At 48.9% G+C, this 18,271-nt stretch carries 21 protein-coding genes; 11 read left to right on the forward strand and 10 right to left on the reverse strand.

Annotated elements, in window-relative coordinates; all coding sequences use genetic code 11:
* Positions 1-29: 29 nt before the first annotated feature.
* From ABV298_RS00880 to ABV298_RS00895, 4 genes are all read right to left on the reverse strand, one after another.
* Complete coding sequence (locus ABV298_RS00880; RefSeq protein ID WP_353720322.1) at positions 30-1,739, reverse strand: hypothetical protein; 1,710 nt, start codon at positions 1,737-1,739, stop codon at positions 30-32.
* A gap of 94 nt (positions 1,740-1,833) precedes the next feature.
* Positions 1,834-2,763 (reverse strand): BT4734/BF3469 family protein, encoded by a 930-nt coding sequence (locus ABV298_RS00885; RefSeq protein ID WP_353720323.1) that lies wholly within the window; start codon positions 2,761-2,763, stop codon positions 1,834-1,836.
* A gap of 74 nt (positions 2,764-2,837) precedes the next feature.
* Positions 2,838-3,140 (reverse strand): hypothetical protein, encoded by a 303-nt coding sequence (locus ABV298_RS00890; RefSeq protein ID WP_353720324.1) that lies wholly within the window; start codon positions 3,138-3,140, stop codon positions 2,838-2,840.
* A 193-nt stretch (positions 3,141-3,333) separates the two neighbouring features.
* Complete coding sequence (locus tag ABV298_RS00895; RefSeq protein ID WP_353720325.1) at positions 3,334-3,516, reverse strand: hypothetical protein; 183 nt, start codon at positions 3,514-3,516, stop codon at positions 3,334-3,336.
* An 800-nt stretch (positions 3,517-4,316) separates the two neighbouring features.
* On the opposite strand from ABV298_RS00895, the gene ABV298_RS00900 reads away from it, so the two are divergent.
* The 4 genes from ABV298_RS00900 (at position 4,317) to ABV298_RS00915 (ending at position 6,303) form a co-directional block, all read left to right on the forward strand.
* Entirely contained in the window at positions 4,317-4,694 is a 378-nt protein-coding gene (locus ABV298_RS00900) for a helix-turn-helix transcriptional regulator (protein ID WP_353720326.1), read from the forward strand.
* Positions 4,695-4,737: 43 nt separating this feature from the next.
* A complete protein-coding gene (locus tag ABV298_RS00905; RefSeq protein ID WP_353720327.1) occupies positions 4,738-5,022 on the forward strand; it encodes a S24 family peptidase in 285 nt (94 codons plus the stop codon).
* 372 nt (positions 5,023-5,394) lie between these two features.
* Positions 5,395-5,730 carry a helix-turn-helix transcriptional regulator gene (locus ABV298_RS00910; RefSeq protein WP_353720328.1) on the forward strand — a complete coding sequence of 112 codons (336 nt, stop codon included), beginning with the start codon at positions 5,395-5,397 and terminating at the stop codon, positions 5,728-5,730.
* Positions 5,731-5,937: 207 nt separating this feature from the next.
* A complete protein-coding gene (locus ABV298_RS00915) occupies positions 5,938-6,303 on the forward strand; it encodes a hypothetical protein (RefSeq protein ID WP_353720329.1) in 366 nt (121 codons plus the stop codon).
* Positions 6,304-6,305: 2 nt separating this feature from the next.
* Here the strand turns inward: ABV298_RS00915 and ABV298_RS00920 are convergent, their stop codons facing one another.
* Positions 6,306-6,920, reverse strand: a complete 615-nt coding sequence (locus tag ABV298_RS00920) for a deoxynucleoside kinase (RefSeq protein ID WP_353720330.1) — start codon at positions 6,918-6,920, stop codon at positions 6,306-6,308.
* A 209-nt stretch (positions 6,921-7,129) separates the two neighbouring features.
* Here ABV298_RS00920 and ABV298_RS00925 point away from each other — a divergent pair, with 209 nt between their 5' ends.
* Entirely contained in the window at positions 7,130-8,116 is a 987-nt protein-coding gene (locus ABV298_RS00925) for a rhodanese-related sulfurtransferase (RefSeq protein ID WP_353720331.1), read from the forward strand.
* 5 nt (positions 8,117-8,121) lie between these two features.
* Here the strand turns inward: ABV298_RS00925 and ABV298_RS00930 are convergent, their stop codons facing one another.
* On the reverse strand, positions 8,122-8,616 hold the full coding sequence (locus ABV298_RS00930; RefSeq protein WP_353720332.1) for a GNAT family N-acetyltransferase: 495 nt from the start codon (positions 8,614-8,616) through the stop codon (positions 8,122-8,124).
* A gap of 120 nt (positions 8,617-8,736) precedes the next feature.
* Between ABV298_RS00930 and surE the strand changes: the two genes are divergently transcribed.
* A complete protein-coding gene (surE, locus tag ABV298_RS00935; protein ID WP_353720333.1) occupies positions 8,737-9,504 on the forward strand; it encodes a 5'/3'-nucleotidase SurE in 768 nt (255 codons plus the stop codon).
* A 13-nt stretch (positions 9,505-9,517) separates the two neighbouring features.
* The gene (locus ABV298_RS00940) at positions 9,518-11,086 is read left to right on the forward strand and encodes a GH3 auxin-responsive promoter family protein (RefSeq protein WP_353720334.1); all 1,569 of its coding nucleotides are present in this window, start codon (positions 9,518-9,520) and stop codon (positions 11,084-11,086) included.
* 2 nt (positions 11,087-11,088) lie between these two features.
* Here the strand turns inward: ABV298_RS00940 and ABV298_RS00945 are convergent, their stop codons facing one another.
* Both ABV298_RS00945 and ABV298_RS00950 read right to left on the reverse strand, forming a co-directional pair.
* Complete coding sequence (locus ABV298_RS00945) at positions 11,089-11,703, reverse strand: LysE family translocator (RefSeq protein WP_353720335.1); 615 nt, start codon at positions 11,701-11,703, stop codon at positions 11,089-11,091.
* 1 nt (position 11,704) lies between these two features.
* Complete coding sequence (locus ABV298_RS00950) at positions 11,705-12,259, reverse strand: NUDIX hydrolase (RefSeq protein ID WP_353720336.1); 555 nt, start codon at positions 12,257-12,259, stop codon at positions 11,705-11,707.
* A 38-nt stretch (positions 12,260-12,297) separates the two neighbouring features.
* On the opposite strand from ABV298_RS00950, the gene ABV298_RS00955 reads away from it, so the two are divergent.
* Complete coding sequence (locus ABV298_RS00955; protein WP_353720337.1) at positions 12,298-13,311, forward strand: cation diffusion facilitator family transporter; 1,014 nt, start codon at positions 12,298-12,300, stop codon at positions 13,309-13,311.
* Positions 13,312-13,337: 26 nt separating this feature from the next.
* Positions 13,338-14,261, forward strand: a complete 924-nt coding sequence (locus ABV298_RS00960) for a sugar phosphate isomerase/epimerase family protein (protein WP_353720338.1) — start codon at positions 13,338-13,340, stop codon at positions 14,259-14,261.
* 107 nt (positions 14,262-14,368) lie between these two features.
* Here the strand turns inward: ABV298_RS00960 and folE are convergent, their stop codons facing one another.
* Both folE and ABV298_RS00970 read right to left on the reverse strand, forming a co-directional pair.
* Positions 14,369-15,058 carry a GTP cyclohydrolase I FolE gene (gene folE / locus ABV298_RS00965; protein WP_353720339.1) on the reverse strand — a complete coding sequence of 230 codons (690 nt, stop codon included), beginning with the start codon at positions 15,056-15,058 and terminating at the stop codon, positions 14,369-14,371.
* Positions 15,018-15,434, reverse strand: a complete 417-nt coding sequence (locus ABV298_RS00970) for a 6-carboxytetrahydropterin synthase (protein ID WP_353720340.1) — start codon at positions 15,432-15,434, stop codon at positions 15,018-15,020. The genes folE and ABV298_RS00970 overlap by 41 nt, the downstream gene beginning before the upstream one ends.
* Before the next feature lie 441 nt (positions 15,435-15,875).
* Between ABV298_RS00970 and ABV298_RS00975 the strand changes: the two genes are divergently transcribed.
* Both ABV298_RS00975 and ABV298_RS00980 read left to right on the forward strand, forming a co-directional pair.
* Entirely contained in the window at positions 15,876-17,099 is a 1,224-nt protein-coding gene (locus ABV298_RS00975; protein ID WP_353720341.1) for a sugar MFS transporter, read from the forward strand.
* A gap of 4 nt (positions 17,100-17,103) precedes the next feature.
* Entirely contained in the window at positions 17,104-18,186 is a 1,083-nt protein-coding gene (locus tag ABV298_RS00980) for a galactokinase family protein (protein ID WP_353720342.1), read from the forward strand.
* Positions 18,187-18,271 lie beyond the last annotated feature (85 nt).

Genomic DNA, 18,271 nt, shown 5'->3' on the forward strand with positions numbered 1-18,271 from the left:
TAAATCCCTAGCGCTTTTTTTTGCTTAAATCAGTTGTTGGAACCGGTGCGCTTTTCCAAATTCAGCCCAAAATTTTTAGTTAATAGACTGTATTCCAATACACAAGATCCAGGCTGTGGAATTGTTTTTGCAATGCTGGTACCGCTTCCGTCATTTGCGAATCTGACGGGCTTTGAAAGGTCTTCCCAGTCGTTGACACCGGCCAGTGTAGAAAGCTCCGACTGAATTGTATCCCGATCGGGCGGGCTTTTGTGAAAAGTGAGTCTATACTTCTGCGAAAACAAATTGTACAATTTCCGGAAATTCAACATGATTTGGTTTCCGTGGAATCGAAAGTGCAGTTCCTCATGTATCTGGTGGCTTTCAAATAACATTTGGATCATTTCGAAGAACTCGGCGATAGCCTTGCTTTCATTCTGGATACGGAACTGGCGGGTGATAAACTTCTCGCCGATCTCTACGAACCCCTCCAAGATTTCGCGTTCGTCAGTTGTTTCCAACGGTAACATATTGATCAGGCCCATGCAGTGCAAAGTGTACGGGGCCGCCATAATCTGGGCCATGTTGGCAAACAACCTTTCCGGCACGGTCTGCCCCTTAAATTGGTTTTTGAGCGCGTTGTAAAGGCGGTTGTAACTAATTGCATAGTTATCGTTAGCCTCCAACACCTGGCGGTGTTTTAACAGCTCGATAGTCATCTGGCCCAGCCCGCCGTCCTCGATCTCGCCCAGGGCATTGTAGGCCCGGATTTGCGTTTCTACCTTCTTCTGATCGGAAATAGGGATAAATACGCAACGGGAAAAGAATATCTCATTTTCTGGCAGGTAATTACTGGTCAGCGCCAGTGCGCTATGAATTTCGACGGTGGCCGTATCAATTGAATTAAAATCGGTGGTGGACTTGTGGTAGCCGTCGTTGTCGTAGGCAGCCTGCAAAAGCCCTTCATTTGGCAGCTCGTTGTGAAATTCATCAAACCAGATAATGGAATTACTCGTCTGGCTCATAAGTTTCACCAGGGCCGCGTCCGTGTTCTTTGATTTGAGGTTTACGCCTTCCTGCTTCCGGCCGAATGCCGCCGTCAGGATCCTAACCATAGAAGATTTTCCAGTACCGGCGCCACCCTTCAAAAACAGGATCGGAGAAAAATTTTTGTGTTTCAGGCCAATATCCCGGAATAGGCTGAAAATGTAAAAACAGACGGGAACGAATGCATTTTCATACAAATGACAGGTCGCATACAGGTTCCAAAACTTTGCAAACGAAATGTCCTGATCAGTCAGCGTGTAGCGTAACTGACGTTGTTTTGCCTGCTGTGGGATAGAAAGGTGCAGCCCGTTAGCCTGGACTATGCCGAAGCTGTCAGGGGCCATCATCTCGTTTGTTTTCAGGTTCAATGCCTTGTTGGCAAAGAAATAAACCTTGCTTTCCGGGTGGAACCCGTAGCGGACTACTTTCATAGCGGTAGCGAAATTGGTTTTGGTGAATAGGTAACTGTGTAATTCGTCCAAGTGACCGTCCTTAATTTTGAACCCCAGGCGTTTGGTGGCCAGCGTATTTTTAAGCTTCCGAGCGCTGCAAAAATCGTCGTGGATAACCTCCATAAATTCCGACTCTCCGTTATTCTTGCGGATCTCCAATACCCAGGTTACGTTCTCCTGCTCGTCTTCGGTGCGGTACTTAATGTAGATCTGAAAATTAGATGCCACATCATCCCAGTATTTACCCCCCTTGATTTTCATTCCGCCGTTGAACGTGTACCAAACGGTTTCTTCCTCGTAATCGTCGTCTTCGTTACGTTCCCGCTTTTTCTTTTCCTTCTTACCCTTTTTCGATTCATCCCCCCCCGGTTACATTGTCGGTTTTGCCCGCTGCCGTATTGTCCCCTTTTGCCGCCTTCGCGGGCGCTTCCTTCTTCGGACGGCTCACGTCCACGCCGTAATCCTTACAGATCGAAAAGAATTTGCTCGCCGTCGTGAAACGGGACGTATGCAAAGCATTATCAAACTTTTTGTCTGCGTCGGCTTCGTTGTATTTGGCGTTCAGGGCGCTGACTCGGTGGAAGTACTGGCGGCCATTCTCACCCAGAGTACAAAGCGAAAAAGCGATTAGGAGCCATTCGGTGCCATAGTCATTGCAGATGTCCATCGAATGGTGTTCCAGGCGCTCTACAACGGCCGCCACGTGCTTTTCTGTATCGTCGGCATCCTGGGCCAGCTGGCGTTCGGTTTTCGGCTTTGGTGGAGCCAGATTCTGGATGGCGTAAAGCTTCTTTGTCGGGTCGTAATAAATTTCCGGGTCGTGGGAAATGAAACATGCCCTGGAAGGGTCGCTACCTGACACATCGACCTTTTCCTCCTTTGCCGTAAGTCTATATACGTTGTTGAAATAATAGGCGCAATCAGCGAAAGTTTCCCGGTGCTTTGTCTTGTCCTTAATTGCGACAACGGCCTTTACGCCCTCGCCCGAAGGCGATATAAAGCAGATCGTCACATAGGGATCTGTTTGCAGTTGCAATTTCAGCGCCTGCGGGTCCGGGTTGTGGTCAAAATCGAAAACGATATAGCCTGAATGCGTTTGTTGGTGCTGTTCCAGGCGTTGCGGGGCGAATGTTCCCGACCAGGTAACAAACGGAAGCTGCTTTTTGAAAAAGTCCTTTTCAGGCTTACTTTGGGCCTTGCGTACATCGGCCACCTGATCGGCGTACTTTCCCTCCCGCGTCCATTGTATAACCTGGTCAAGTGTAACGGTTTTCGTCGGAAACATTCCCGGTTTTCCATTCCGACGCGGTTCAAAAAAGCTTACCTGCGGTAACTCGGTTCCTTGCTTTAATTCTGCCATTATAATACGCTGGATGCAAGGTAAAACATTTGTTTAGGGCCACGGCGAACGGTGGCGGCTGGGATCTGGTGGGCTTTCAAAGGCTGCTCGGCCAGGCGCTGGGAAATAGCCCGGATAACTTTTTCATAGGTAACCAGTTCTATTCCCAGCATTGCACCGGTAACACGGTTTGAAGTAGCGGCCCATGTTTCTACGGTGACGGCAAATGCGGCTTGCATGACCTTTTTACAGGCGCAAAGCTGTTCGGATCCCTCGGGAAGCCGTCCGGCCTCCCAAAGGGCTAAAATTTCGGATAAAGTCATTTGCAGAATGGGTTATTTGACTGACTGCCAGTCAGATTCTATTATAATGTGTTGGCAGTTGTTGCAGTAGTGTATGTAGATTGCCCAGGGCCATGTTTGCAAAATGCTGGCCACTTGGATACGCCCGCATTTTGGACATTTGATCCGGTCGTTTATCGCCGGGATCTGGTTGTAGTCGGGCGAAACTGTTGTTTTAACAACCTTTCTTTTTACTGGCTGGATGATTACTTGGCAGGTCATAGTCTTGAGGAAATATTGGTGCATTTTTAAAGTCCGTGAGCATGTAGCCAATTAAACAACCAAGTGCGGAGCCGATAACGGCGGCCAGCAAATCGTACCTGTTTAGGCTGTCGATGAAGTGAATAAGGATCGTCATTTTTACGAGGGATAAGGATACATGAACAAATAAGGGAGGCAATGGCCAGCACTAAAAAGCCGATGGCCTGGGAATCGGGATTACGCACGAATTCCACTACGGAAAGGGTAAAAGTTTCCATTTGACTGCGGTTTTAATTGAGGGGGGCAAAAACGTTGATAATTGATCTGATTGAAAGGACATTATTTTCCAGCGTCTGGAAATATGCCTTACTTTGCAATTCGCATTAAATTTTTGAAGGTTTTGGGGGTGGCTTGCATCATTGGCGGGCTATTTGTGGTCAATTCTTGTGGGACAAAAATTAACTCTCCTAATGCTCACTTTGCAACCACTCCTATTCCTCTTTTACGCCTTCGCAGGTTTGAACTACTCGAAGCTATTGTACTTTCCCGCCCCTGTCGAATCTCTGCTGGGGATAATCTCACAACTGGCCGATCCCTCTCTGATTTCAGAATCGCGTTCATATCTGTTACCAGTTGTCGCAAACCTTCACTACCCGCCAGGCCCCTGCCTGCGTTTCGCCAAATGTGCCCGGCTTCGTCCGAGCCGTGCCAAACATTGAAGGATTTAAGTAGGCGGCGCCACTCCTTGCCGGGCTTCCGAGCCTTCAATTCCCGGAATTCTGCCACTAGTCGCTCTTTGATTTCAGTCATTATAATGGTCTTCATTTTCGATTGTTGTTTCACTACTTTTACACTGTAATTTTTACACTGTAAAATCTACACTGTAAAAATAGGTCACATGACATGATATTATCAAGCCATGTGACCTATTTATTTTTTGTAAATCTTAGCCAAAAAATGCAAAATACTAACAATCAGCAAGTTGATTTAGTAAAAGCAAGCCGACTTGCTGAAATAAGAAGGACACTTGACCTAAATCAAGAGCAATTGGCCGCAAAATTGCTGACCGGCCAGAGCACCCTCGCAAAATACGAGAATGGGAAACGACCAATCGGACGCAATGTCGAGTACAAAATCATTCATGAACTGGGTATCAACCCTGCATGGTGGGAAACTGGCGAGGGCGAAATTTTCAATCAGCCGACAGAAACAGACACGGCAAAAGTGATTGAAAACGACTCAATTAACTATGAAAATCTACCTTTTATCAGTACAAAAACAAGAGTAAATTTCATGGAATCATTGAGCCTAACACATGTGAGAGAAACCTTTTAGAGTAGTCAAGTTTGACCCGTACGAAAGCTATGCTGGTCAAATTGTGATCGAAATTGAAGGCGACAGTATGGAACCTTATTACTGGGAGGGGTGCAAGCTCAGGTGCAAAGAAGTTCCTAGCGAAGATTGGCCATATTTGAACAGCGGCGTATATGCCGTGGTGTATGGCAGCTTCTTTGTTATTAAGCGGGTAAAAACCAGTCCAGTTAAGGGAAAACTGACATTACATTCCGACAATATAGAAATGGGTGGAAGCATCGAAATCCCGCTTTCCAAAGTCAGAAAGATATGGCAGGCTATCCGAATTGTAGACGCGCCAGCCAGGTAAAAAATTACGCACTATTTTCGTCCGGGACAATTTCGGGACACTAGACACACGAAAAGCATCCAAAAACTCATATACTCGATTTATTAACTATCTCATATACAGCACATTATAAAAACCTGTAAGGAGTTCGACTCTCCTTCTGGTCACAATGTAAAAAAGTGCGCTCGGAGTAACCAGCGCACTTTTTTTATGTCTGTCGCTACCCTCCCTTAAGCCTTAACAGCCCGGCTTTCAGCTTTCCGCCGCGTCCGCTGCGAATTGCTTCTGTTTTGTTATATTTACAAACGAGCGCTTAATCTGGACACATTGTACATATGACGGCAACCGGTTCTGAAAATCCGGTCGGTGTCGTATCACAAAGAACTGACGGCAATGATAGAAGTTGCAAGAATAGCGGCAATCATGAAAGCACACCATTTGAATACCAGCGAACTCGCTGAAATCGTGCGCCTATCTCCATCGAAAATCTCAAAAGTCCTCTCCGGAGACCAAAAATTCACTTCCGATGCCGTAGGGATATTGATCAACGAACTCGGCATCCATCCCAACTGGCTTTTCGGCTACGAGGGCGGGCCTGAAAAGATCGTATACCTCAAAGATTTCGTGCACAAAAGCGAGCTGGAAAAGCTGGAATCCCGGATACGTGAACTGAAAGACGAGCTGGGGGAAGTTTACAAACAGCTGGCCGAGGAGCGGCGTCCGAAGTAGTCGTTTTCCGCTATCCTATTGGATTCTACAAATGCGGCGATTATCTTTACAATCGTTTGAATAACCCCGAAAATCATAAAATTTTGAATTACGCGCTCTGCATGAGATTTGCTTTCCTGCTTGGTGTGGCCGGTATGCCGGCGCCTGGCGAAAACGAATGTTTAGCCCAGTGCAGGGAGACAATCAGCCCGTCGAATCACAAAAAAAGTGCATTACCACTCGGTCCGGCTATCGGGTCCCAAAGAATACCTTACCCTTCTCAAAACAGGTGAGGAACGGATTTTCAGTTACCATAACGACGAATTCAATCAGGTTTATCATGTTCTGATGTTTACCGAAATCCGGTTTTCCTCGGTAAAAGGCAATTTCTCGCTATACGCGACCATCAGCTCGACCGACCGCAGCAACTGGCAGCGCGAGTTCGTCATTTCTTCTCCCGTAGAGCCGAAAGACCTTGAAAAAATGAAGGGTACGGTACAAATAGAAGTGTTCCTCCCCGACGACAAACGCATTTTCAGGATCGACTCCCGCAAGAATCAGTTGCTGCAAAAAGCCATTGCCTGCATGCGCTAGCGTCACACGTAGAACAGCTCTTTGTTAAGCAATGCCACGATCTTTTCGAAATCTGCCGGGTTCGACTCGAAATCCATGTTATTCACGTCGATTTCGATGATTTTGCCATCTTCGTAGCTACTGACGAAGTCTTCGTAGTAACGATTGAGACTGGTCAGATACTCGATCGAGATATCGGCTTCGAAATCACGTCCCCGTTTTTTGATCTGTGAGAGCAGTTTGGGAATATCCGCTTTGAGATAAATCAGCAGATCGGGCTGGGAAACGGTGCGTATAATCGATTCGAAAAGCAGCAGATAAGTCTTGTAATCGCGCTCGACCAGCACGCCCGATTCGTAAAGATTTCTTGCAAAAATATAGGCGTCCTCATAAATGGTCCGGTCCTGCACGATCGTCGAATAGGTCGTCTCACGGATTTTCTGAACCTGGGCAAAACGGTTGTTCAGAAAATAAATCTGCAGATTGAATGCCCATCGCTCCATGTCCTGGTAAAAATCGGCCAGGTAGGGATTCCCTTCCACCGCCTCGTACATCACTTCCCATTTAAAATAGTCGCCCAGCATCTGGGTCAATGTGGTTTTACCGGCGCCGATGTTTCCAATGATAGCGATGTGCATACGAGATCGGGGATAAGTTGAGTAAGAGAATGCCTTCCTGCAAAAATATGTATTTCGGTGAATAACCGGTCAGTTGTAAAACTGATTTTCGGCATTTTCCTGAAACTTGCATTATTCGTATATTTGCGGCTGATTTGGAGAAAAGAGCCAGGGCTCGCGCCCGGCGTTACATATCCCTTTTCTCTTTGGAAATATTTAATCGACAACCGATGAAACCTTACCGGGTTATCCTATATTACTATTATACGCCCATCGCCGATCCCGATGCCTATCGCGACGAGCATCACCTGTTTTGTGTCGAAAATAACCTTCTGGGGCGCATTATCGTGGCGCCCGAAGGCCTGAACGGCACCGTTTCGGGCACTCCCGAGCAATGCGAGGCCTATATGGACTACGTCCGCTCCGACGCACGGTTTGCGGGGGTCCAGTTCAAGGTAGAGGAGTCGGACCATGTTGCATTCCAGAAGCTCCACGTGCGCGTGAAGGATGAAATCGTAAATTCGGACCTTCCTGTGAACCCGCTCGTGCGCACAGGCAAGCACCTCGAACCGGCCGATTTCAAGAAAATGCTGAACGACCCCGATGTGGTGCTGGTGGATATGCGTTCGGATTACGAACATGAAGTGGGCAAGTTCAAAGGTGCGATCACATTCGACATGCACAACCTGCGCGAGCTGCCCGAGCATGTACACGAAATCGCGCATTTGAAAGACAAGAAAATCATTACTTATTGCACCGGCGGTATCAAATGCGAAAAAGCCAGCGCCTACCTGCTCGACCAGGGCTTTAAAGACGTGTACCAGCTGCACGGCGGCATTATCCGTTACGGCCTGGAAGAAGGTGGGGAAAACTTCGACGGCAAATGCTACGTGTTCGACAACCGCATTACGGTGGATGTGAACAAGGTCAACCCGACGGTGATTTCGAAATGCTTCATTTGCCAGGAGGCTTGCGACCGCATGGTCAACTGTGCCAACCCCGAATGCAACAACCACGTGCCTATCTGCGAGAAATGCGGCTGGGAAATGGAAGGCGCATGTTCCGCGGAATGCAAAACACATCCTGCGAAACGGCCTTACGACGGCACCGGCTATTATGTGGTCAACAGCAACCACTACCACCCGATGCAAGGCCTGAAAAGCCAAAAGAAAAATCTCAGGAAAATGAAACTGGCATTGAAAACTGAATCGGCCTAGCCGGTTCAGTTCAATGTTTTTTCGAGAATATAATCGTTCATCCAGTAGGGCCCGATGGGTATATCCCGCTCGCCGACCACGCGGAAACCCATTTTTTCATAGAATGCTTTCGCTTTGTTGTACCGGTTTACATTCAGCGAAAGCACCTTTCCTCCCCCGGCCTTTACGTAGTTTTCAGTTTCCTGCAAAAGGTATTTACCTGCGCCGGTACCCTGCGTAGCGGGAAGCACATATATTTTATGTAATTTAAACTTCCCGGGCGCTTCCCTGGAAACCGACGAGAAGCCGACGGCCCGATTGCCGTCCAGCAGGATCAGGAACTGCTGACCCGATTGCATTTGCCCGGCGAGCGACCCGGGAGAATATATTTTTTCGAACATATAATCGATCTGGTCTTTGCTAAGGATGTCACGGTAAGTGGGTTCCCATGTTTTTTCCTGGATGGCGATGATAGTGGGTATGTCCTCAACAGAGGCGCGCAGTGTTGCGAATGAAGGCATATTGCTTAAATTTGGCAGCTTGAAAAGCGCAAGTAAATATTTATTCACTTAAAAACCTTGTTACTTCATCGGGCAGAACGACGGCACGAAAGCAGAGAGGCGCCCGATAAGTAGAAATATATGAAACCCCTCATTTTAGTTACAAATGATGACGGAATAACGTCAAAAGGCATCCGAACACTGGTTGAAATCATGCAAACGCTGGGCGAAGTAATCGTAGTCGCCCCGAACAGCCCGCAATCCGGAATGGGCCACGCCATTACCATCGGGGAGCCGCTTCGACTCTATTCCACCCATATTTTCGACAATGTAACAGAATACGAATGCTCGGGCACCCCTGCCGACTGCGTAAAACTCGCTAAAAACTACGTGTTGCAGGACCGCAAGCCCGACCTCGTCGTGAGCGGCATCAATCACGGCAGCAACAGCTCGATCAGCGTGCTGTATTCGGGCACCATGTCGGCGGCTATCGAAGCGGCGATCGAAGGCATTCCGGCGATCGGTTTTTCGCTTTGCGATTTCAGGGAAGATGCGGATTTCAGCCATGCCGTGCCTTTCATCAAGTCGATTACCGAAGAAGCTTTGAAAAATGGTATTCCAAACGGCATTGCCTTGAATGTGAACATTCCTGCGAAAACCGACCTGGCGCTGAGAGGAGTAAAGGTCTGCCGTCAGGCGCATGCCAAATGGCAGGAGAAATTCGACTATCGTGTCGACCCGAACGGTCGCGGCTACCTTTGGATGGCCGGAGAGTTCGTCAATTTCGATACGGAAAAAGAAGACACCGATGTCTGGGCACTGGATAATAACTATATCTCGGTGGTGCCATGTCAATATGATCTGACAGAGTATGAAGCGTTGAAAAAGCTATCGACCTGGGATTTGTAATTTAAACACAGCTATGGCATTAGTAGGCAGTTTATTAAAGAAAGGCATCCATTTCAGCAACATCGTTGCCAACCGCCGCAAGGCAAGTTTACACCAGCAGCAGAAGAAAACCCTGGCCAAACTTCTGGCAAAGGCGCGATATACCGAGTTCGGCGAGAAATATAACTTCGACGAGCTGCTTTCCAGTATTCTTTTCGGCGAAAGAGGCGCGTTTTACGAGCTCTACAAACGCACGGTGCCCATTTACGATTATAACAAGATATTCAACGAATGGTGGCACAAATCGCTCGAAGGAGAAAAGGACGTTTGCTGGCCCGGCACGGTGAAATACTATGCATTGAGTTCGGGAACGTCGGAGGCCGCTTCCAAGCAGATTCCGGTAACGAAGGCGATGACGAAAGCCATTCAGAAAACGAGTATCAGGCAGATATTGTCGTTGGGCCATTACAAGGACCTTCCGCCTGATTTGTACGAAAAAGGCTTTTTAATGCTGAGCGGCAGCACCAATCTTAACCCGCATGAAACGGGGAGCCTGGCTGGTGATTTGAGCGGTATCCAAATCCAGCAGATCCCGCGCTGGTTCCGGCCCTACTACAAACCGGGCCAGAAAATCGCGGCGCAGCGCGACTGGGGCCTGAAACTCGAAGAGATTACCCGCGTCGCCAGCGAATGGGACATTGGTTTCGTCGTGGGAGTACCCGCCTGGATCCAGTTGCTTTTCGAGAAGATCATCGCGCATTATAATGTTAAGAACATCCACGAAATCTGGCCGAACTTGCAGGTTTTCGCGCACGGGGGCGTGTCGTTCGAACCCTATCGCAAAGGTTTCGAAAAGTTGCTCGGCAAGCCGATGATCTACATTAATACCTACCTAGCTTCGGAAGGCTTTATCGCTTACCAGGCACGCCCGGGCGCGGAAGGCATGGAACTGGTATGTGATAACGGTCTCTTCTTCGAATTTATCCCCTTCACCCCCAAAAATTTCGATTCGGACGGTGTGATGCTCGATAACCCCGAAACGCTGATGATCGATCAGGTGGAAGACGGGAAAGAATACGCGCTGTTGCTCTCGACGTGCTCGGGGGCCTGGCGTTACCTGATCGGCGATACCGTACGGTTTGTGGACAAGTCGCGGGGAGAAATCGTGATCACGGGGCGCACGAAGCACTTCCTGAGCCTTTGCGGCGAGCACCTCTCGGTTGACAATATGAATAAGGCGATCGACCTTGTTTCGCAGGAAATGGGTATTTCGGTGAAAGAATTCACAGTTTGCGGCATCGAACACGGCACGATGTTCGCGCACGACTGGTACATAGGTGCGGAGGAGTCGAATGTAAATACGGACGAATTAAAACAAAAGCTCGACGCGAAACTCGCCGAACTGAACGACGATTACGCCGTGGAACGCCGGCATGCCTTGAAGGAAATTTTTGTAACCGTACTGCCCAACCAGGCATTTTACGACTGGATGGAGTCCAAGGGCAAGCTTGGCGGCCAAAACAAATTCCCGCGCGTGTTCAAAAAAGACCTGATCGACGACTGGAAAAACTTCCTGAGAACCGAAGGTTATATCAAGGAATAGCGTTACTTCAAAAAATTGGTATAAGCGATCTGACAGGCGATGAGAATAAAAACCACGCCTGTCACTTTGTTAAATACGGTGACTACCCTGGGCGTAAAGAGCTTTTTGAGCCGGTGTGCAAAAACAGCGATAGCGCTTTCCACCAAAAACACCGCAATGACGCTCGCGGCGAAAAACAGGATTACCTGGTTAAGGTTATAATGCAAGTTCGTGCGGATGTACGAGGCAATAGTAACCCAGCTGATAAAGTTCACGGGGTTCAGGCCGTTGAGCAAAAAGCCTGTCGTAAAATAATAGAGAAAGTTTCCGAAACGCGTTTGCGGCTCGGTGATCTGAGGCTGCCCTTTAACGATGTTGCTCAAACCCAACGCAGTCAGGAACACTACCCCGGCGCCGGCCATCCATTGCTGAAAATGTGGGATGTCGGGTAATAGCGCCGTCCCGAAAATGGCGAAGAAAACGAAGATAATGTCGCATATGAACACGCCGAACGCGATTTTGATGCCGGTCCGGTAGCCATTATCGACGCTGTTCTGAACCAGTGAAAAAAAGACCGTCCCGAAAGTAAGGCACAATGCGACGCCCGTCAGCGTCCCGTAAAATAGCGCTTGCAGCATATTAAATACCTTTCAGTCTGGCAGTCATCAATATGGCAGCTACCGAAAGCGAATCGGTGATTTCGGACCGCATAACCATGTCTACTGCTTCTCTTAAAGGCAATTTCCATACCTGCAAGTCTTCCGTATCCTCGGGCTCGGCCTGGTCTTGCGTGAGTTCTTCGGCAATGTAGAGAAAACCTTCTTCGTCGGTAGCCGAGTTGGAGGTGTGAATGCGCGCGAGTTTGGTCCACCTGCCGGCAACGAGGCCGGTTTCCTCTTTCAGCTCCCGTTTGGCGCCCTCGAGGGGGTCGGTGCCGAGCGGTCCGCCGCCTTCCGGGATTTCCCATGAATATTCGTCGATCGCGTAGCGGTACTGGCCCACGAGGTAAATATTGTCGTCGCTGTCCACCGGGATGACCCCTATCGCCTGGTTTTTAAATTTAACCAGCCCGTAAATGCCTTTGTTGCCGGAAGGGTTAATCACGTCACGGTGACTGAGTTCCAGCCAGGCGTTCTCATAAACGGTTTCAGACGATAGTGTTTTCCAGTTATTTTCAGTGGATATAACCCGCATTTTATTAGTATTTTTGACTTCTCATTGACGAATCTCTGATGCAAATAAACCAAAATAAGCTCAAACAACGTCTTATCATGCTGTCTTTTGTGGCCAGCATTCTCTTGACGGGATTGAAGTTTTTTGCATTCTACCTCACCTCTTCCAATGCCATACTGAGCGACGCGCTCGAATCGATTATCAATGTAATCGCCAGCGGTTTTGCGTTTTACAGCGTCTATCTTTCCGCACAGCCGAAAGACCGCAACCACCCTTACGGCCACGGTAAAGTCGAATTTTTTTCGGCCGGTTTCGAAGGTGCGCTGATTATTATCGCATCGATATTCATCATCGTGGAGGCCGTCAAAAGGCTGCTTCATCCAGCCCCCATTCAAAACCTCGCGGAAGGTTCGGGTTTTATCCTTTTTACGATAGCGGTCAATACGGCAATCGGTTATAAACTGCTGATAGAAGGTCGCAGGGCCAACTCGCTGGCGTTGGTAGCCGATGGAAAGCACCTAATGTCCGACAGCATCAGCAGCGTAATACTTATTTTAAGTGTGGGACTGATCATGCTCACCGGCTATGTGTGGATCGACAGCGTCGCCTCGCTATTCTTCGGGCTTTTCCTGGCATACAGCGGTTCTCAATTGGTGGGAAAATCGGTGGCGGGGTTAATGGACGCCAGCGACGACCTGCTTCTGGAAAAAGTCATCCAAACGCTGAACGAAAACAAAAAGGACGAATGGATCGACGTGCACAACCTGCGCGCGCAGCAATACGGCTCCGATCTGCATATCGACTGCCATTTGACGTTGCCCTATTATTGGCAGCTGCAAAAGGTGCACGAGACGATCCACGACTTCGAGAATATCCTGAAAGCGCAGCAGGTAGGCGAAACGGAAATTTTCGTGCATGCCGATCCGTGCATATACCAATGTTGCTACTTTTGCAGGATCGACGATTGTCCTGTCCGGCAGCATGCCTTCGTGCAGGACATCGAATGGGACTCAGCCAAGCTCACCAAGAACGAGAAGCTGTACCACGAGGCCAGAATCAATATTCAGGAATAATAATCAAATCTAAATTCTAACCAATCATGGACTTTTCCCGTCGCGATTTCCTTAAAAAGGCCGGAGCCTCCGCGCTTGCCGCCACTGCATTCACGGATCTGTTTGCCGAACCGGCCGCTAAAAAACTCTGGTTTGACATTTCACTGGCCGAATGGTCGCTGCATAAGGCTCTTTTCGCGAAAAAACTCACCAACCTCGACTTCCCCGAACTTGCCAAAAAAGAGTTCGGTATCTCGATTGTCGAATATGTAAACCAGTTTTTCAAAGACAAAGCAGAAGATAAAACCTACCTTGCCGAGCTGCTCAAAAGAGCCAAGGACAATGGTGTGACCAACCACCTGATCATGATCGACGGCGAAGGCGGCCTGGGCGAGCTGGATGCCGCGGTTCGTAACAAAGCCGTTGAAAACCACTATAAATGGGTGGAAGCCGCCAAATACCTCGGTTGCAAAACCATCCGGGTAAATGCATTCGGTAAAGGTTCCGACGAGGAAATCGCGAAAGCTGCGGTGGACGGCCTGGGTAAGCTGGGTGAATTCGCCGCCAAAACGGGCATCAATGTAATCGTGGAAAACCACGGCGGTTCTTCGTCAAACGGCAAATGGTTGTCGGGCGTGATGAAGCAGGTGAATCTGAAAAACGTAGGCACCCTGCCCGATTTCGGTAACTTCTGTATCAAACGTTCGGCCAACGGCTGCGAGGAATCCTACGACCGTTACCAGGGAACACAGGAACTCATGCCTTATGCAAAAGGTGTAAGTGCCAAAACGTACGATTTCGACGAGAAAGGCAACTGTATCGAAACCGATTATGCCAAGATCCTGAAAATCGTGAAAGCCAGCGGCTTCAAAGGCATCGCCGGCATCGAATACGAAGGAAGCAAGCTCTCGGAATACGACGGCATCAAAGCCACGAAAGCACTCCTGGAGCGCGTCGGGCCAACCGTATAATCGCAAGTACGAACAATACCCGGCCATACATGACCATAAATGACAACACCTGACAGTCTTTGTCAGGTGTTGTCATTTATGGTCAGATGTTGTCAATTCTTGTATTCTTACATCCCCAGGTAGCTGAGGAACTCCTTTTTGGTCGTCTCCTCTTCAAACTTCCCGCCGTAATATGCGGTCACCGTCGAGCTGCCCGAATCGCGTATGCCGCGCGACTGCACGCACATGTGCTGGGCGTCGATTACCACCGCCACGTCCTCGGTTTGCAATGCCTGCTTCAACTCGTTGGCAATTTGCACGGTAAGCCGCTCCTGCACCTGCGGACGTTTGGAATAATATTCTACAATCCGGTTCAGTTTCGATAAGCCGATCACTTTTCCGCTCGAAATATAGGCTACATGGGCCTTGCCATAAATAGGGACAAAGTGGTGCTCGCAGTTGGAGAACACCGAAATATCCTTCTCCACCAGCATTTGATTGTATTTGTATTTATTGTCGAAAAGCGTGACAGCCGGTTTGTTCTTCGGGTCGAGGCCACTGAAAACCTCCTTTATATACATTTTCGCAACCCGTTTCGGCGTGCCTTTGAGACTGTCGTCGGTCATATCCAGACCCATGATCTCCATGATATGACGGAAATGCTTCTCGATCAGCTCCATTTTAAGCTCATCCTCCATCGCGAAAGCGTCCTTGCGGAGGGGCGTCTCTATTCCTGAAAACAAATGATCGTCACCAACCTCTTCAATGTCCAAAGCCTCACTGGACCGGATACTCGACAAAATTCCGTTCTGTTTCATATAATCTGATTTTCAGGTCGAGACCTGAGTGAATTTTAGGTCTTATAATTGAATAGATAACCACCGCGATATTTTCCGCGGTTGGATTGAGGGTTTTGAATTCTTCAACGTCGAGATTCAGGTTCCGGTGGTCAAACCGGTCGATGACAGATTCCTTCAATATGGTGCTGAGGACTTTCATATCCATTACATAGCCGGTGTCGGGGTCCAACGGGCCGGTAACCTGCACGATCAGCTCATAATTGTGTCCGTGAAAGTTGGGATTGTTGCACTTTCCGAAAACCGTCTCGTTCTTTTCATCCGACCATTCCGGATTGTGAAGACGATGGGCCGCATTAAAGTGCTCCTTCCGGAACACCGCCACCTTTTGCACCATATTTTAAACCACTTAAAAATTAAACCGGCCTTAGATGTCGTTACAAAGTTTGTGTCCAACACATCTAAGGGTTCGAGCATGCTGTGAGTCGCTCTCAGAAGTCTCTTGCAATGGGTAAACGTCGTAAGTTGGGAAATTGTTCATTGCATTCCCATTTCCTGTTACGCAAAAACGTCGGCACTGTCGACTTTTAATTAATAAAAAAATTTAAAAATTTGGCTTTTGCGTGTAAATTGCAGCCCCGAAGCTCAGAAGGCCAAATAATATACTTCCATCCGCCCAGGTGAGTTTCAACACATTCTGATGTATGTCGATGTAAATTTCCACCGGAAACCGCAGTAATTTTCCGGTGGCGGAGAGATTTCTGGCCCGGATTGACAAATATTGAGTATTATCACAAACCAAATACATAACCCGACAACCTAATCCAATACGACTTAAATGAGCAAAAAGAACAGTTACCTGGGCCCCCTCTTCATTATCGGCATTCTATTCTTTGTGATGGGTTTCGTCACATGGGTTAACGGAACACTGATCACCTTCTTCAAAAAAGCATTTTCGCTCGACAATACCAGCTCCTACCTGGTAACATTTGCTTTTTTCATCTCCTACACCGTAATGGCCATCCCCTGTTCGATGGTTTTGAAAAAGACCGGTTTTAAAAACGGTATGTCGCTGGCGCTCATCGTAATGGCGCTCGGAACGCTGATATTCATCCCGGCGGCCGAGATGGCTTCCTACCCGCTGTTCCTGGTGGGTTTATTTACAATAGGTATCGGCCTTACCGTATTGCAAACGGCTTCGAACCCCTATGCTACTATCCTGGGGCCACGTGAAAGCGCCGCGCAACGGATCAGTATCATGGGTATCGCCAATAAATCGGCGGGGATTATCAGTCAGGTTATTTTCGGTAAACTGCTGCTGGCAGGCGCAACCGACACCGATCCCAAAGCGGAGCTCGACAAGGTGGCGATGCCATATCTCGTGCTGACGGCCGTTCTGGTGGCTTTGGCGGTCATTATCAGGATGTCGAGAGGGCTTGTCGAAGTAAGCGAGGAAGAGGACGACGCGCCCGTCGCAGCCCAGCAAGCTACTGCTCAGAAAACCAGCGTTTTGCAATTTCCTAACCTTGTACTGGGTGTCCTCGCATTATTCTGCTACGTGGGTGCGGAGGTAATTGCTGGCGATACCATTATCAGCTATGGCGTGTCGCTGGGCTTTCCCGAAGAAGAGGCCCGTCTGTTTGGCACCTACACCTTATATGGTATGATGACCGGCTACATTCTCGGGATCGTGCTGATCCCGAGGTATGTATCCCAGCAGGCATATTTGATGTTCTCGGCCGTTCTGGGCCTGGTGGTAACCGTAATCGCCATTAATTCGACCGGTTTTACTTCGGTACTTTGCATTGCCATTCTGGGTTTTGCCAATGCGGTGATCTGGCCGGCCTTGTGGCCGCTGGCACTGAGTGGCCTGGGTAAATTCACAAAAATCGCATCCGCCTTGCTCGTAATGGGTATTTCCGGCGGCGCCATATTACCTTTGGTGTACGGAAGCATCGCCGACTCGATCGGAAGTACGCAGAAAGCTTACTGGATTTTGGTTCCACTTTACATTTATATGCTGTATTTCGGCCTGATCGGTCACAAAAAGAAAAGCTGGTAGTTCAATGAGGATTTCAACTCCCGGCCGTATCTGCTTTTTCGGGGAACACCAGGATTACCTGGGGCTCCCCGTGATCGCGGCGGCCATATCGCGAAGAATTAGCGTCGAAGGCAGTTATCGCGATGACAATAAAATAATACTAAACCTGCCCGATCTGGGCTCGAAAGAGGAATTTACACTCGATACGACCTTCCCTTACGTCAAGCCGCGCGACTATTTCCGCAGCACCGTCAATGTCGTCAGGAGAAAAGGCCTGACGTTCTCGAAAGGCTTCGAAGTGACCATTCACGGCAATATTCCCATCAATTCCGGAACATCCAGCTCGTCGGCGCTCATCGTTTCATGGGCGCATTTTCTGGACAAGCTCAGCGACAATCCGCTTAACTTTTCCCCAAAAGAACTCGGAGAAATAGCAAATGCGGCGGAAGTGCTCGAATTCGGCGAACCCGGTGGTATGATGGACAACTATTCTACGGCCATCGGCAACGTCATTTATCTCGAATCGACGCCAGTCATTAAAGTAGAGACATTAACCCCCAGGCTCGGCACATTCGTGCTCGGCGATTCGCTGGAACCCAAAGACACGCTGGGCATCATAGCCCGTTGCCGCTACGGAATGGAGGAAGTAATCAAAATCGTCACCGATCACGATCCCGCATTTTCCATTTTCACCACGCCGGTCGAAAAGCTGGGGGATTACAGATCGGTGCTCTCGGGCGATCAGCTAAGCCTGCTGAAAGCCAACATCGAGGACCGCGACATCCTCGTCGAGGGCAAAGCCCTGCTGATCGATAGCGCCGAAAACCACGCCGGTACCGGTTTCGACAAGCACTTCGGAAGCCTCCTCTACAAGCATTACCAGAATCTCCGCGACCATAAACGCACCTCCACCCCCAAAATCGAACGCATGATGAACGCCGCATTGAATGCGGGCGCATTGGGCGGAAAAATCAACGGCTCAGGCGGAGGCGGCTGCATGTTCGCCTACGCGCCTACGCACGCGGAAGAAGTGGCCGAAGCCATCGAGCGCGAAGGCGGGAAGAGTTACATCATTACGGTGGACAAGGGTACCCGGATCGAAGGATAAAGCGACGGTCGCAAAAATTGAAAAATGCACCATTGGCATTCCAATTGTGTTTTAGTTTTAAGACCTTTGCCGATATTACTTTCCA

The sequence above is a fragment of the Dyadobacter sp. 676 genome (assembly GCF_040448675.1).
GTDB lineage: Bacteria > Bacteroidota > Bacteroidia > Cytophagales > Spirosomataceae > Dyadobacter.